The sequence below is a fragment of the Achromobacter sp. HNDS-1 genome (assembly GCF_040084795.1).
GTDB classification, from domain to species: domain Bacteria; phylum Pseudomonadota; class Gammaproteobacteria; order Burkholderiales; family Burkholderiaceae_B; genus Achromobacter; species Achromobacter ruhlandii.
This window is the reverse complement of sequence record NZ_CP157584.1, coordinates 4,740,669-4,755,487: the sequence shown is the minus strand read 5'-3', so window position 1 is coordinate 4,755,487 and position 14,819 is coordinate 4,740,669. Positions and strand designations below refer to the sequence as shown.

The window sequence follows — 14,819 nt, the reverse complement described above, 5'->3', positions numbered from 1 at the left end:
AATGCCGCGGCGCCGTCTCCCCGAGGCACCGCGGCGCGGAAGGGCCGCCCGCCGGGCGGCCCGCGAGGCGTCAGCCCATGTGCAGGCCGCCGTTGAGCGAGAAATCCGCCCCGGTGGAAAAACCGGATTCATCCGAAGCCAGCCACGCCGTCATCGACGCGATTTCCTCGGGCGTGCCCAGGCGGCGCACCGGGATGGTGGCGACGATCTTCTCCAGCACGTCCGGACGGATGGCGCGCACCATGTCGGTCCCGATGTAGCCGGGCGAGATGGTGTTGACGGTGACGCCCTTGCTGGCGACTTCCTGCGCCAGCGCCATGGTGAAGCCGTGGATGCCGGCCTTGGCGGTGGAGTAGTTGGTCTGGCCGAACTGGCCCTTCTGCCCGTTCACCGAGCTGATGTTGATGATGCGCCCCCACTGGCGCTCGACCATGCCGTCGATGACCTGCTTGGTTACGTTGAACAGGCTGTTCAGGTTGGTGTCGATGACCGCGCGCCAATCGTCGGCGGTCATCTTGCGGAACAGCCCGTCGCGGGTGATGCCCGCGTTGTTGACCAGCACGTCGACCGGGCCGAGTTCCGCCGTGACGCGCTCGAACGCGGCCACGGTGGAATCCCAGTCGGACACATTGCCGACGGAAGCATGGAAGGTATATCCCTGCGCCGCCTGCTCATCCAGCCATTGCTGGTAATTGCGGCTCGGGCCGCAGCCTGCCACGACGCGAAAGCCTTCCTTGGCCAGGCGTTGGCAAATAGAGGTGCCGATCCCGCCCATCCCGCCTGTAACGTAAGCCAGTTTTCCGCTCATTGGACTTCCTCCTGTGTGCGACGGACGCCTCGTTGATTGACTTCTTATTGGCCTGGGCCCACCGCGTGCGCGGCTTCAGGCAGCCCTGACCTTCACATACCTGCCCGGCGCCGGCTCTATCGGCCGATACCGGGCGTTACCTGATTTTGCACGCGCCTTGACCTGCTTGCCGGAATGCCCCGCCAGCCAGGCGGCCCAATCGGGCCACCAGCTGCCCGGTATTTCCTGCGCCTGCGCCAGCCAGGCGTTGGGGTCGCCCGGCAGCGGCTGGCCGGCGCCGCCCAGATTGTCCGCCACCCAGTAGCTGCGGCGCTTCTTGGCGGGCGGATTCACCACGCCGGCGATATGGCCCGAGGCGCCCAGCACGAAGCGCTGCGGACCGCGCAGCACCTGGGTGGAAGCATAGGCCGACACCCACGGCACGATATGGTCTTCGCGTGAACCGAAAATATACGCCGGCATCGACAGGCGCGTCAGGTCCAGCGGCAGGCCGGCGGCCTGGGCGCGGCCGGGCACCTTCAGGTTATTTTCGAGATACGTGTTGCGGAAGTACCAGGAAAAGAACGGGCCCGGCAGATTGGTGCTGTCGCCGTTCCAGAACAGCAGGTCGAAGGCTGGCGGCTTCTGGCCTTTCAGGTAGTTGCCGACGACGTAGTTCCAGACCAGTTCATTAGGCCGCAGGAACGAGAAAGTGGTGGCAAGGTCGCGTCCGGGCATCAGGCCGCCGTTGCCCAGTTGATGGTCGCGCAGCAGCGCGTGGGCCTCGTCGACGAAGACGTTGAGGATGCCGGTATCGTGGAAATCGAGCAGCGAGGTCAGCAGCGTCAGCGCCGCCACCGGATGCTCGCCGCGCGCTTCGGCCAGCGCCAGCGCCGAGGCCAGCATGGTGCCGCCGACACAGAAGCCGAGCGCGTTGACCTGCGGCTGGCCGGAGATGTCGCTGGCCACGCGCAGGGCCCGCAGCACCGCGTCGTCGAGGTAGTCGGACCAGGTCGCGCGATCGATGCCGTCGGTATCGCTGGCCAGCGGGTTGCGCCAGGAGATCAGGAACACCGTGAAGCCCTGCTCGACCGCGTGGCGCACGAACGAGTTGTCGGGTTGCAGGTCGAGGATATAGAACTTGTTGATGTTCGGCGGCACGATCACCAGCGGCCGCTCGTGCACCGTGGCGGTGGCGGGCTTGTACTGGATCAGCTGGAACAGCGCATTTTCGAACACCACGTCGCCGGGCGTCACCGCCACGTTGCGGCCGATCTCGAACTGGGTCTCGTCGGTCTGGGTGATGCGGCCTTTCTTGACGTCGCCCAGCAGATTGGCCAGCCCTTCGTTCAGGGCGCGGCCGGCGCTTTCGACGATGGATTGCTGGGCATCGGGGTTGAGCGCCAGGAAGTTCGACGGCGACAGCGCGTCGACCCATTGCATGATCGAGAACCGCAGGCGGTCGCGCATCGGCTCGCTGACCTGCGCCGCGTCGACCATGCGCGACATGGCGCGGGCCGACAGCAGGTAGGTGTGCGCCATCAGCAGATGCTGGCCATTGGCGGCCCAGGCCGCGCCGGCGAAGCGGCGGTCGGCCGGCGGGGCCAGCGCGCCACGGCGGGCGTCGTCGCACAGCCGTTGCCATTCGCGCGAGAATTCAGCCTGGATATCGGCCAGGACGTCCGGAGCCACGCTCACCGGATGGGGCCCTGAAGCGGAGAGATTGGCATTCACTTCGACACCTTGTTATCGAGACTTCCCGATTGATGTTGCATGTCGGGTTAAGGGCTGTCAATGCGGGTATTCAATGAGGGGCGCAAGGCATTTGCGACCGCCTTGCGCGGGATCAAGCCGGATCCAGCCAGGCCAGCAATGCCATCCGCCCGGTTTCACCGTCGCGGCGGTAGGAAAAGAAGCGCGCCGCGTCCGTGACCGTGCACAGGCGACTCAGGGTGACGTCCTCCACCCCGGCGCGGCGCAGGCGGAATTCGGCCAGGCCGGCCAGGTCGGCCAGCCATTTGCCGGGCACGCCGGGCCGCGGCCGGAAATAACGTTCGGCGGCGGAATCGTCGGCCAGGAAGGCGTCCAGCACGTCGCGCCCGACCTCGAAGGCGTCCGGCCCGATGCCTGGACCGACCCAGGCGCGCCAGGCGGTGGCCTGCGGCGCCTTGGCGCGCATCGCCGCCAGGGTGTGTTCCAGCACGCCGCCGGACAGGCCGCGCCAGCCGGCGTGCGCGGCGCCCAGGACCCGGCCGTCGGCGTCGGCAATGACCACCGGCAGGCAGTCGGCCACCATCACCGCCAGCACCCGGCCGGGACGCGCGGTGACACTGGCGTCCAGCGCGGGCTCGTCCGGCAGGTCGGCGGCATCGGCGTCGACCACCTCGCTGCCATGCACCTGGCGCAGCCACAGCGGCTCGGCCGGCAGCGCCGCGCGCAGGCGGCGGCGGTTCTCTGCCACGGCGTCGGGATCATCGCCGGCGCGGCGGCCGAGATTCAGGGTGTCGTGCGGGGCCACGCCCACGCCACCGGCGCGGGTGGTGCAGAAATAGTTGACGCCCGGCCACGCGGGACCGGTCACCACGGGCAAGCCTTGCGTCACGCGTTCCATGCGATCGCTTCCTGGACCAGGGTCATGTCGGCCGGCACCGGCGCGGCGAACTGGACCTCGCCACGCCCGCCCGGATCGTCGAAATGCAGGGCGCGGGCGTGCAGCATCTGCCGCTGCGCGCCCGCGATGTTCTTGCCGCCATAGAGGGTGTCGGCCAGCAGCGGGTGCCCCAGGCTGGCCAGGTGCACCCGGATCTGGTGGGTGCGGCCGGTTTCCAGGCGACAGACCACCTCGCTGACGCGGCCGCCGGGGTCGACCTGGCCGCGCCGCGCGGGAGCGTAGTGGGTGACGGCCGGCTTGGGCGCCACGGGACGCTCGACGCTCATGCGCACCGGCACGCGCGGATCGCGGCCGATGGCGCGGTCGACCCGGCCGGTGGCGGTCAGCCAGCCGTGCGCCAGCGCCACGTATTCGCGGCCCATGCTGCGGGCCTGCAACTGGCGCACCAGGTGGGTCTGCGCGATTTCGTTGCGCGCCACCACCATCAGGCCGGAGGTGTCCTTGTCCAGCCGGTGAACGATGCCGGCGCGCGCCACCTGGGCCAATTCCGGGTAGCGGTGCAACAGGCCGTTGAGCAGCGTGCCGCTCCAGTTGCCGGCGCCCGGATGCACCACCAGGCCGGCGGGTTTGTTCACCACGATCCAGTCGGGGCTTTCGTCCACCACCGGAAAGTCGATGGGTTCGGGCGCGAATGCCAGCGATTCCGGCGCGGGCTGGGGCCAGACGGCGATCTCGTCGCCCGGGCCGACCGTCTGGCGCACCTTGCCGGGCGCGCCGTTGACATGGACGTTGCCGGCTTCGATCCAGCCCTGCAGACGGCTGCGGGAGTGGTCTGGCAATAGACCGGCCAGCACCTTGTCGAGCCGGTCGGCCCGGGTGCCCGCGGGCACCGTTACAAGTTGCGCGTTTTCAAGCGACCCGCCGCGCGATTTTCCACCTGGGTTTTCGCCGGAATCACCATCGGAAAGGTCCAGGAGTTCATCGTCGGAAACGAGATCTGCGCTGAAGGCTGTAGCGGACATGGAGACAAATCATATAATCAGCCTGCCATGCTACCACCAAGGATACGATTCTCGTGATTCACCACCCCGCAGCTCCCACGAACCCCGCCTCCCGAAGCGGGTCGGTCTTGCGCGTGGTTATCGCGCTATTTGCCGTCATCGCGATCGCCGGTTGCGGTTCGACCAACAGCAAATACGACAAGACCGCCAACTGGAGCGCCGAACAGCTCTACGCCGACGCCAAGGCCGAAATCTCCTCGGGGGGCTGGAAGGAAGCCCGCGAGCGCCTGACCGCCATCGAAAGCCGCTATCCGTTCGGCGTCTACGCCCAGCAAGCCCTGCTCGAACTGGCCTACGTCAACTGGAAGGACGGCGAAAACGAACAGGCGCTGGCCGCGATCGACCGCTTCCAGCAGCTCTATCCCAACCATCCGGGAACCGACTACGCGCTGTACCTGAAGGGCCTGATCAATTTCACGCCGGCCAGCGCCTTCATGAGCAGCATCACCGGCCAGGATCCCGCCGAGCGCGATCCCAAGGGCCTGCGCGCGTCGTACGACGCCTTCAACGAGCTGATCAAGCGCTACCCGGACAGCAAGTACACCCCGGACGCCGAAAAGCGCGTGGCCTGGCTGGTCAACACCATCGCCATGAACGAAGTGCATGTGGCCCGCTACTACTTCGAGCGCGGCGCCTACGTGGCCGCGGCCAACCGGGCGCAGACGGTCATCACCGACTTCGAAGGCGCGCCCGCCACCGAGGAAGCGCTGTACCTGATGGTCGCCTCGTACGACAAACTCGGCATGACCGAGCTGAAGAACGACTCGGAACGCGTGCTCGATAAGAACTTCCCCAACAGCACGTTCAAGAACAAGGGCCTGAAGGCCGACAAGAGCTGGTGGAATCCGTTCAACTGACCTGATCGGCCACCGCATGGGAAAAAGCCCCTCGAGCAATCGAGGGGCTTTTTGTTGGCTGGCGGTCGTGGTGGCGACTGGCGGCGCTATGCCTGCTTGCGACGGTAGAACGCCAGCACTTCCTCCAGTTCGCGCGTGCGCGCGAACGGCGGCAGGCCGCGCCACAGGCGCTTGCCGTAGGGCTTTTCGACCAGGCGCGCATCGCCCACCATCAGCACGCCCCAGTCCGATTCCGTGCGGATCAGGCGGCCGGCGCCCTGCTTGAGCGAAATGGCGGCCTCGGGCAGCTGGTATTCCGAGAACGGATTGCCGCCCTGGGCGCGACAGGCCCGCAGGCGAGCCTCGATCACCGGATCGTCCGGCGGCGCGAACGGCAGCTTGTCGATCGCCACCAGCGTCAGCACGTCGCCGGGCAGGTCGATGCCCTCCCAGAAACTGGCGCTGCCCACCAGCACCGGATGGGTCAACTTGCAGAAGCGGTCCAGCAGGTCGCGGCGCGTGCCTTCGCCCTGCTTGAGCAGCGGCCAGTCGTGGCCGGCGTCATCGAACGCGTCGGCCAGCAGGTTGGCGACCTTGTCCACGGCGCGCAGCGTCGTACACAGCACCAGCGTGCCGCCCGGACTGGCCTCCAGCAGCGGCAGCAGCGTCTGCACGAAGCGGTCCAGGAACTGCGGCGATTGCGGTTCGGGCATGCCGCGCGGCACGAACAGCAGCGCCTGCTCGGGATAATCGAACGGCGACTCCCACTTGCCGGTGCGGGCCTGATCCAGGCCCAACTGGCCGGTGAAGTGGGTGAATTCGCCATTCACCGACAGGGTGGCCGAGGTCATGATCCAGGCCTGGCCCGGCTTGCGGTACTTGGAGAAGGCCTGCGCCACCGACAGCGGCGCGGAGTGCAGGCGCACGTGGTGCTGGCCGTGTTCGACCCAACGCACGGCCGGGCCGGTCCATTCGCCCGCCGCCGCCGCGCCTTCAAGGATCGCGACCGGCGTCGACAGGCCATCGCCCAGCGCCGCGGGCAGCCCGGGCGCCTGGTCGTCGCGGCCCCAGCCTTCATCGTCGACGCCCGATGCGTTGCGCGCCGGCGTGGCCCAGCGCTTCAGGCGCACGGCGATTTCGGCGCCGCTGCGCGCGGCGGCCACCAGGTCGGGATGGCGTTCGGCCACCGAGCCTAGCGCGTTGGTGGCGACGTCGATCGCTTCGCGCAGCACCGCCAGCGCGGCATCGAATTCCTCGGGATTGGGAAGGGCCTCGAAGGTGGCCTTGCGGCCCGGCATGCGGTCCAGCGGCGCACAGACCAGGCGCAATTCGCGCGCCGCCGTTTCCAGGTGACGCGCCACGTCGCTCCATTTGGTCGCTTCGCGCGCATAGGCCAGGCCGGCGGCCTCCAGCGCCCGGCCGAAGTCCAGCAATTGGTGGGTCGACACGCTGCTGCCCAGGAAGCGGGTGGCGGTGTCGGGCAACTGATGGGCTTCGTCGAAGATGACGGTGTCGGCCTCGGGCAGCAGGTCGGTGACGCCCTCTTCGCGCAGCACCAGGTCGGCCATGAACAGGGCGTGGTTGACCACCACCACGTCGGCCTCCTGGGCCTGGCGGCGGGCCTTGACCACGAAGCAGTCGCGAATGCGGGGGCATTCCTGGCCCAGGCAGTTTTCGCGGGTCGAGGTGACGCGCTGCCAGATGTCGGCGTCTTCGGGCACCTGCGCCAGATCGCCACGGTCGCCGGTCTTGGAAATGCCGGCGAACACCTGGATCTGGCGCAACTGCTGGATCTCGGTGCGCGACTTCAAGGCGCGTTCGTCGCCCTGCAGGCGTTCCAGGTGGTAATGGCAGACGTAGTTGCCGCGGCCCTTGAGCAAGGCGGCCGTCACCGGCGCGGCCAGCGCCGCCCGCACGCGCGGCAGGTCGCGCGTGAACAACTGGTCCTGCAGGGTGCGGGTACCGGTGGAGATCAGCACCTTGCCGCCCTGGATGAAGGCGGGTACAAGATAGGCCCAGGTCTTGCCGATGCCGGTGCCGGCCTCGGCCACCAGCGTGGCGCGGTCCTGGATGGCCTGGCCGATGGCCTGGGCCAGTTCCACTTGGGAAGGGCGCGGCTTGTAGCCGGGCAAGGCCGACGCGAGCGGGCCGTCCTCGGCGAAGAATTCGGAGATGTCCAGGTCCAGCATGGAAACAGCCGGGCGTCGCGATCGACCGCGCGGGTCGACGGCGGGGGCGCCAGGCCCTGATAGGGTGGGAAAGGATCAAATGATACCCGCTGGCGCTGCCCTTTTACGGCGAACGCGTCGCAAACGGCACAGTCGATGGGGACGGATGCATCCCGGTTGGCACTTTTTGTAACAGCGGCTTATGGCACAATCCGCCCCTTGTTTTTCCTTTTTGCCGTCGTATCGAGATGTCTGAAACTTCCGTTATCACGAACGTCGCCGCCGGCGTCGACAATGCCCGTATCGTGGCCCAGCTCGCCACCGAGCTTGGCGCCCGCGCCTCCCAGATCGCCTCGGCGGTGGAACTGCTCGATGATGGCGCCACCGTGCCGTTCATTGCGCGCTACCGCAAGGAAGCCACCGGCGGCCTGGACGACACCGTCCTGCGCAACCTGGAAGTGCGCCTGGGTTACCTGCGCGAACTCGAAGAACGCCGCGGCGCGATCCTCGAATCGATCTCGCAGCAAGGCAAGCTGACGCCCGAACTGCAGCAGGAAATCGCCACCGCCGACACCAAGCAGCGCCTGGAAGACCTGTACGCGCCCTACAAACCGAAGCGCCGCACGCGCGCCCAGATCGCCCGCGAGGCGGGCCTGGAGCCGCTGGCCGACGCCATCCTGGCCGACGCCGCCTGCGACCCGGGCGCGCTGGCCGCGCAGTACCTGAATCCCGAAGCCTCGATCAACGACGCCAAGGCGGCGCTGGACGGCGCCCGCGACATCCTGGCCGAGCGCTACGCCGAGAACGCCGACCTGCTGGCCGACATGCGCGAGCACCTCTGGTCCACCGGCTATCTGTATTCCAAGATGGTCGACGGCAAGGAGACCGAAGGCGCCAACTTCCGCGACTGGTTCGACTTCAACGAACCGCTGCGCACGCTGCCGTCGCACCGCATCCTGGCGCTGCTGCGCGGCCGCCAGCAAGGCGTGCTGGAAATCCGCCTGGGCCTGGAAGCCGAACTGGAGGCGCAGACCCCGCACCCCTGCGTCGCGCGCATCGCCAGCTTCCTCAAGCTGGGCAACGGCCTGTTCGCGCTGGATGCCTCGCCGCGCGCGCGCTGGCTGGGCGAAGTCTGCCGCTGGACCTGGCGCGTCAAGCTGGTGACGGCCTTCGAGAGCGAACTGATCGGCCGCCTGCGCGAAACCGCCGAGGCCGAGGCCATCCGCGTGTTCGCCGCCAACCTGAAAGACCTGCTGCTGGCCGCGCCGGCCGGCCCCAAGGCCGTGCTGGGCCTGGACCCTGGCATCCGCACGGGCTGCAAGGTGGCCGTGATCGACCGCACCGGCAAGGTCGTCGACACCACCACCGTCTACCCGTTCGAGCCGCGCCGCGACCGCGACGGCACCATCAACACCCTGGCCGCGCTGGTGGCGCGCCACAAGGTCGACCTGATCGCCATCGGCAACGGCACCGCCTCGCGCGAAAGCGAGAAGCTGGTGGGCGACATGCAGGAACGCTTCCCCGACCTGAAGGTGACCCGCGTGGTGGTGTCCGAGGCCGGCGCGTCGGTGTATTCGGCCTCCGAGACCGCCGCGCAGGAATTCCCCGACCTCGACGTGACGCTGCGCGGCGCCGTGTCGATCGCGCGCCGCCTGCAGGATCCGCTGGCCGAGCTGGTCAAGATCGATCCCAAGGCCATCGGCGTGGGCCAGTACCAGCACGACGTCAACCAGCGCGAGCTGGCGCGTTCGCTGGACGCGGTGGTCGAGGACTGCGTGAACGCGGTCGGCGTGGACGTCAACACCGCCTCCGCCGCGCTGCTGGCGCGCGTGTCGGGCCTGAACTCGCTGCTGGCCAAGAACATCGTGGCCTGGCGCGACGAGAACGGCGCTTTCCCCACCCGCGAACAACTGCGCAAGGTGCCGCGCTTCGGCGACAAGGCTTTCGAGCAGGCCGCCGGCTTCCTGCGCATTCCCAACGGCGACAACCCGCTGGATGCCTCGTCGGTGCACCCCGAAGCCTATCCGGTGGTCGAGCGCATCGTGGCCAAGATCAAGGCCGAGGTGAAGCAGATCATCGGCCAGCGCGACGCGCTCAAGGGCGTGTCGCCGTCTGATTTCACGGACGAACGCTTCGGCCTGCCGACGGTGCGCGACATCTTCGCCGAACTGGAAAAGCCCGGCCGCGATCCGCGTCCCGAGTTCAAGACGGCGCAGTTCAAGGAAGGCGTCGAGACGCTCAACGACCTGTACCCCGGCATGGTGCTCGAAGGCGTGGTGACCAACGTCGCCAACTTCGGCGCGTTCGTCGACATCGGCGTGCACCAGGACGGCCTGGTCCACATTTCCGCGCTGGCCGAGAAATTCGTGAAGGATCCGCGCGACGTGGTGCGCGTGGGCCAGACCGTCAGCGTGAAGGTGCTGGAAGTGGACGTGGCGCGCAAGCGCGTGGCGCTGACCATGCGCATGAACGACGCCGCCGTGCCAGCCCGCCGCGGCGCCGACGCGCCCAAGGGCGGCGACCGCCCGGGCCGTCGTCCGCAGGGCGACAGCGGCCGCGGCAATGGCGGCGGCGGTGGCGCGATGAACAGCGCCATGGCCGACGCCTTCGCCAAGCTCAAACGTTGAGCGCCGCCCTGGCCGCTTCCTCCGGAGCCGGCCAGGCGCCTCTTGCAAGTCCCCGACCGGCGCCTCAGGCGCCGGTTGTCATTCAACTAGGGACTTTCCCGCAATTGCCCGTTTTCCTTGCGATGCCGCAAGCCGGACGCAACAAAAACAAGGGAAAATATCGAATTGTGTCCAAATAATAAAAGCCGGCGAAGTCGGGCACGCACGGCGAAGGCAAACCCATGATCAGGCGAGCTGCGGCGCAAGCGTCTATCGGGTAGAAGCACTAGAAAAACAGCGCCATCCCCTGAGAGACCGGAGATCCGTCCGCCATGCGCAATACGATTACGCTTGCCGCCAACGAAACGGCAACCATTACCGAAAAAGAAGCCAGCCTGAGCGGCGCCTACAACGAAGTCACCCTGGGTCAATACGCTCACCTGACCGTGGATGGCGCCGAAGTCAACTTCAAGCACATCACTCTGGAACGCCTGGGCAGCCGCGTCATCGAACTGACCAACGGCGCGCAATTGCACGTCGGCGCGCTTGGCTTTGCCAGCATGGGCGCCAGCATCGTCTACCGTATCGGGGCCGGCTGCGCACTGACCTTCGACGCCAGCCAGTGGGATCCGGAAGTGGTCGCCAACACCACCTTCGATTTCGTCAGCCAGGGCAGCGGCGCGCTCAAGTACTTCCCGTTCATCAACCCCGAATGGCTGGATTGTCCGACCGTCACCGGTTATTCGGAAGGCGACCTGCTCGAGATCGCCGGCCAGGGCAGCGCCCAGCGCTTCCAGGTGCAGGACGGCCGCATCGTATCGAGCGCGCGTCGCTGAAAAAAGCATGCCCGGCACAGTGGCCGGGCGATTCCATCACGCAAGAGAGGCGGCGCGCGCGCCGCCCGCGTCGCGCTACTCCTGCGACATCGAGGCCAGCGCTTCGCTCGCCTTGGCCAACTGCGCCTGCGCGTCGCCCTGGGCGCCAGCGGGCGCCGTCGCCACGGCTACCCCATCGAGCACCGCCGCCACGCCCTGCGCGGTGGCCTGCAGCAGGGCCTCGGGCGCTTCCGATTGCAGGCGGCGCATCAGGGCCCCGGCTTCCTTGGGATCGGCAAAGCGCTGCGACAGCAGCAGTTCCTCGCCATCGGCCGCCAGCAGGCGGAAACGGAAACCGCCGTCTTCGTCGCGGAAGCTGACAAAGCGCGCGCCCTTGCCCTTTTCCTTCTTGGCCTGCGCCTGCTTGCCCGGCGCCTGCGCATTCAGATTGCGCAGGCCGACGGCCTCGCGCAGCTCGCGCATCATCGGCACGGCCAGCTTGCGCGCCTTGGCGGCGCCAGCCTGTAGCACCTCTTCGATCCGGCCGGGGTTGGCCATCAGGTCGAAGTAGCGTTCACGCATCGGCGCCAGCAGGTTCTCCAGGTGGTCGTAGAGCGCCTGCTTGGCCTCGCCCCAGCCCAGGCCGTCCTCGAGCTGCTTGCGGAACGCCGCGGCCTGTTCATGCGTGGCGAAGGCGCGGTAGATGGTGTACAGGTGCGAGCCTTCGGCGTCCTTGGGCTCGCCCGGTTCGCGCGAATCGGTGACGATGCGCATGATCGAGGCGCGCAGCGCCTTGGCGCCGCCCTCGAACAGCGGGATGGTGTTGTTGTAGCTCTTGGACATCTTGCGACCATCCAGGCCCGGCAAGGTGGCCACGTCCTCTTCGATGGCGACTTCGGGCAGCGTGAAGTAGTCGCGGCCGTACAGGTGATTGAAGCGCTGGGCGATGTCGCGCGCCATCTCCAGATGCTGGATCTGGTCGCGGCCCACCGGCACCTTGTTGGCGTTGAACATGACGATGTCCGCGGCCATCAGGATGGGGTACGAGAACAGGCCCATGGTCACGCCGTCGTCCGGGTCCACGCCCTTGGCCGTATTCTGGTCGACCGAAGCCTTGTAGGCGTGCGCGCGGTTCATCAGGCCCTTGGCCGTGACGCAGGTCAGCAGCCAGCTCAATTCGGGGATCTCGGGGATATCCGACTGACGGTAGAAGGTCACGCGTTCGGGGTCCAGCCCCACCGCCAGCCAGGTGGCGGCGATTTCGAGGCGCGAGCGGGCCACGCGGGCCGGATCATCGCACTTGATCAGGGCGTGGTAGTCGGCCAGGAAGAAAAACGCGTCGACACCCGGTTGCGTGCTGGCCTGGACCGCCGGGCGGATCGCGCCAGCGTAGTTGCCGAGGTGAGGGGTTCCGGAGGTGGTGATGCCAGTGAGGACGCGGGTGTTCATGGACGATGAAGCCGTTTGCTTGGAGAAACGCCCAGTGTAACGTGCCGCGCGCGACACCCGGATGGCGCGGGCAACGCCCGGACCTGGCGCAAGCGCGCCCGGCCGGCCCGCGGCGCGGGCGCCCTGCCCACGGTACGCCTACAGCACGGCCAGCAGCGGCGCGGCCACCGCGCACAGCCCGCCCGCCGTCAGCGCGGCACGGGGCCGGAAAGTCAGGAACCAGATCAGCAACAGGCCGGCGATGCTGAGAATGCCGATCCATTCAACGGTGCCATAGCTCCAGCCCCAGACCGCGGCCGAGGCGCACAGAGAGAGGGCGAGCGCCAGCCAGCCGAAGGCCCGCAACGGCACGCGATGACGGCGTGGCAGCGCGCGGTCGAACAGGTCTTCGTAGTGACGATCCATGCCCAGGCAGAGGGCGGAAAACCCCGCATAGGCCAGGCAGAAGGCGGCTAGCGTCATGGCATATCACCTTGGTTCATAAGCGGCATCGGAAGGAGAAGGCGGCGGCTCCAGCGCGGTGGCGGCGCGGCGGCGCGCCTGGGCCTGGGCCTGGGCCTGGACCGGGGCCGGGGCCGGTACGGGCACGGCGGCGGGCGTCGCGGCCCGCGCCCGGGCCGGCGTCTGGGTGGCGCCCTTGGCCGGCGCCTTGCGCGCCCGGGCCGCCCGGCGTGCCATCCAGCCCAGCAACAGCGCGCCAGCCAGGCAGGTCAGGTCGAACCCGGCCATGACCCAATCGCCCGCCGGCAGCGACACGCCGAGGTGACGCGAGGTGGTCAGGGCATTGACCACCGGCACCAGCGCCAGCGAGGCGGCGGCAATCGTGAGCAGGTCAACCCACTTGCGCCTGTGGAGCAGGAACGCATACACCAACGACAGGCCCCAGGCGGCGAAGAACGCACGCACTTCCCACAGCTGGCGGCCCGGCAGGTCGGCCGGCACCAACCGGTTGGCCCAGAAGAACGCGGCCACCGCGATGAACAGGCCGGCGATGGTGCCGGCGTTCAGGCCGTCCACCAGGCGCAGCGAGAAGGCCTCGCGCGCACCGGGACGCGCCTTCTGGCGGCGCTTGGCGATCCACAGCACCAGGCCGGAACCGACCATGCCAGTGCCCGCCAGGCTGACCAGGAAATAGAACCAGCGCAGCAGCGGCTCGGCGAACAGGCCCAGGTGCAGGCCGACGACCACGCCGGCGGTGCGCACGGTGGGGCTCAGTTCGTCCTGCCCTTCCAGGAAGGCGCCGGTGACGCCATCAAAGCGCGCATAGGGCGCGAGCCGGCCGTACGACACGCCGTCCGCCGCATCGCGCGTCAAGGTGACGGTGGCGCCGGCATCGCCCGGGTTGTTGACGGTCACGCGGCCCACGCGGCCATGCCAGCGCTGCTGCACCTGATCCACCAGCGGCGCAAGCGCGACGAGGGGCGCGGCCTCGTTGCGCGGCGGCGTGACCTTGAAGGCCGCGAACACGTCGTCGGAATACTGTCGCGGGTTTTCGTAGACCGCCATGATGCCGGCGGGCATCAGCATGGCCATGAACAGCACCAGCCCGCTGAAGGTGATCATCAGGTGGAACGGCAATCCCAGAACCGAGAGCGCGTTGTGGCCGTCCATCCAGGCCCGCTGGCCGCCCTTCTTCGGGCGGAAGGTGAAGAAGTCGGCGAAGATCTTCTTGTGCGTGATGATGCCGCTGATGATGGCCACCAGCATGAACATGCCGGCGATGCTGGCGAGCCAGCGCCCCCACGGAAAGGCCGTTTCGAGTTCGAAATGGAAGCGGTAGAAGAAATCGCCGCCGCGCGTCTCGCGCCCGGCGACGGCCTGGCCGGTCCGCGGGTCGAGCTTGACGCGCACGAAGCCGCGCTCGCCCGGCTTGGGCTTGGGCGCCTGGTACAGCAGCTGGATCAGCGGTTCGCGATCGGTTGGCGGCGTGATGAACCAGCGCTTGGCGTCGGGCGCGTGCTCGGTCAGGTAGCGCTGGGCCATGGCCACGGATTCGAGCGTGGGCGCGGCCTGCGCCTGGATCTCGGGCTGCATCCAGCGGGTGATCTCGGGACGGAAGAACGACAGCGTGCCGGTCAGGAACATCGCGAACAGCACCCAGCCGAAGATCAAGCCCGACCAGGTGTGCAGCCACGACATGGATTGGCGCAGGCCTTCTTCGCCTTGCGCTTTTCCTTTGGCAGGTTTCATGCCGCCCCCACCATGCGGCCGATCAGGAACAGGCCGCCGAATAGCGCCGCCGGCAACAGGATGCCGGCCCAGGCGCGCCAGGCGTTGCGGGTGGCGAACACCCAGATGACGCCACAGGTGTAGACCACGAAGGCCGACATCTGCGCCGTGACGACGGCGTCGGCGCGCTGCATGGGCAGCCAGACGGCCAGGCAGGCCGCGGCCGCCGAGGCCAGGCCGTAGCCGCCGAGGATGGCGGCCAGGGCCCGCGAGGCCACGGCCAGACGGTAGCGCATCATGCCTGCGCCGGCTGCGGG

General features: G+C 68.2%; 12 protein-coding genes. 3 read left to right on the top strand and 9 right to left on the bottom strand.

What is annotated here, in order from left to right; all coding sequences use genetic code 11:
* Positions 1-70: 70 nt before the first annotated feature.
* From ABFG95_RS21935 to ABFG95_RS21920, 4 genes are all read right to left on the bottom strand, one after another.
* The gene (locus ABFG95_RS21935; protein ID WP_006389399.1) at positions 71-808 is read right to left on the bottom strand and encodes a 3-ketoacyl-ACP reductase; all 738 of its coding nucleotides are present in this window, start codon (positions 806-808) and stop codon (positions 71-73) included.
* A 75-nt stretch (positions 809-883) separates the two neighbouring features.
* Positions 884-2,521, bottom strand: coding sequence for a class I poly(R)-hydroxyalkanoic acid synthase (gene phaC / locus ABFG95_RS21930; RefSeq protein WP_348994934.1), 1,638 nt, complete (start codon positions 2,519-2,521; stop codon positions 884-886).
* Positions 2,522-2,633: 112 nt separating this feature from the next.
* Positions 2,634-3,398: a peptidoglycan editing factor PgeF gene (pgeF, locus tag ABFG95_RS21925; RefSeq protein ID WP_348994933.1), complete on the bottom strand. Its 765-nt coding sequence runs from the start codon at positions 3,396-3,398 to the stop codon at positions 2,634-2,636.
* Entirely contained in the window at positions 3,386-4,420 is a 1,035-nt protein-coding gene (locus tag ABFG95_RS21920; protein ID WP_348994932.1) for an RluA family pseudouridine synthase, read from the bottom strand. The genes pgeF and ABFG95_RS21920 overlap by 13 nt, the downstream gene beginning before the upstream one ends.
* Positions 4,421-4,527: 107 nt before the next feature.
* Between ABFG95_RS21920 and ABFG95_RS21915 the strand changes: the two genes are divergently transcribed.
* Positions 4,528-5,316, top strand: a complete 789-nt coding sequence (locus tag ABFG95_RS21915; protein ID WP_049072287.1) for an outer membrane protein assembly factor BamD — start codon at positions 4,528-4,530, stop codon at positions 5,314-5,316.
* A gap of 86 nt (positions 5,317-5,402) precedes the next feature.
* On the opposite strand, the gene ABFG95_RS21910 is transcribed toward ABFG95_RS21915, so the two are convergent.
* A complete protein-coding gene (locus tag ABFG95_RS21910; protein WP_348994931.1) occupies positions 5,403-7,484 on the bottom strand; it encodes an ATP-dependent DNA helicase in 2,082 nt (693 codons plus the stop codon).
* A gap of 227 nt (positions 7,485-7,711) precedes the next feature.
* On the opposite strand from ABFG95_RS21910, the gene tex reads away from it, so the two are divergent.
* A complete protein-coding gene (gene tex / locus ABFG95_RS21905; protein WP_348994930.1) occupies positions 7,712-10,090 on the top strand; it encodes an RNA-binding transcriptional accessory protein Tex in 2,379 nt (792 codons plus the stop codon).
* A gap of 311 nt (positions 10,091-10,401) precedes the next feature.
* A complete protein-coding gene (locus tag ABFG95_RS21900) occupies positions 10,402-10,905 on the top strand; it encodes a hypothetical protein (RefSeq protein ID WP_049072283.1) in 504 nt (167 codons plus the stop codon).
* 75 nt (positions 10,906-10,980) lie between these two features.
* Here the strand turns inward: ABFG95_RS21900 and ABFG95_RS21895 are convergent, their stop codons facing one another.
* From ABFG95_RS21895 to ABFG95_RS21880, 4 genes are all read right to left on the bottom strand, one after another.
* On the bottom strand, positions 10,981-12,333 hold the full coding sequence (locus tag ABFG95_RS21895) for a tryptophan--tRNA ligase (RefSeq protein WP_348994929.1): 1,353 nt from the start codon (positions 12,331-12,333) through the stop codon (positions 10,981-10,983).
* Positions 12,334-12,471: 138 nt separating this feature from the next.
* Entirely contained in the window at positions 12,472-12,795 is a 324-nt protein-coding gene (locus ABFG95_RS21890; RefSeq protein ID WP_054416820.1) for a DUF3325 domain-containing protein, read from the bottom strand.
* A 6-nt stretch (positions 12,796-12,801) separates the two neighbouring features.
* The gene (locus tag ABFG95_RS21885; protein ID WP_348994928.1) at positions 12,802-14,523 is read right to left on the bottom strand and encodes a PepSY-associated TM helix domain-containing protein; all 1,722 of its coding nucleotides are present in this window, start codon (positions 14,521-14,523) and stop codon (positions 12,802-12,804) included.
* Positions 14,520-14,801 (bottom strand): DUF3649 domain-containing protein, encoded by a 282-nt coding sequence (locus tag ABFG95_RS21880; protein ID WP_049072278.1) that lies wholly within the window; start codon positions 14,799-14,801, stop codon positions 14,520-14,522. Before ABFG95_RS21880 ends, ABFG95_RS21885 begins: the two co-directional genes overlap by 4 nt.
* Positions 14,802-14,819 lie beyond the last annotated feature (18 nt).

Bases quoted from the DNA above. Each gene is read 5' to 3' on its own strand.
- ABFG95_RS21935 (WP_006389399.1), bottom strand. From the start codon at position 808: ATGAGCGGAAAACTGGCTTACGTTACAGGCGGGATGGGCGGGATCGGC.
- pgeF (WP_348994933.1), bottom strand. From the start codon at position 3,398: ATGGAACGCGTGACGCAAGGCTTGCCCGTGGTGACCGGTCCCGCGTGG.
- ABFG95_RS21920 (WP_348994932.1), bottom strand. From the start codon at position 4,420: ATGTCCGCTACAGCCTTCAGCGCAGATCTCGTTTCCGACGATGAACTC.
- ABFG95_RS21910 (WP_348994931.1), bottom strand. From the start codon at position 7,484: ATGCTGGACCTGGACATCTCCGAATTCTTCGCCGAGGACGGCCCGCTC.
- tex (WP_348994930.1), top strand. From the start codon at position 7,712: ATGTCTGAAACTTCCGTTATCACGAACGTCGCCGCCGGCGTCGACAAT.
- ABFG95_RS21900 (WP_049072283.1), top strand. From the start codon at position 10,402: ATGCGCAATACGATTACGCTTGCCGCCAACGAAACGGCAACCATTACC.
- ABFG95_RS21895 (WP_348994929.1), bottom strand. From the start codon at position 12,333: ATGAACACCCGCGTCCTCACTGGCATCACCACCTCCGGAACCCCTCAC.
- ABFG95_RS21890 (WP_054416820.1), bottom strand. From the start codon at position 12,795: ATGACGCTAGCCGCCTTCTGCCTGGCCTATGCGGGGTTTTCCGCCCTC.
- ABFG95_RS21885 (WP_348994928.1), bottom strand. From the start codon at position 14,523: ATGAAACCTGCCAAAGGAAAAGCGCAAGGCGAAGAAGGCCTGCGCCAA.
- ABFG95_RS21880 (WP_049072278.1), bottom strand. From the start codon at position 14,801: ATGATGCGCTACCGTCTGGCCGTGGCCTCGCGGGCCCTGGCCGCCATC.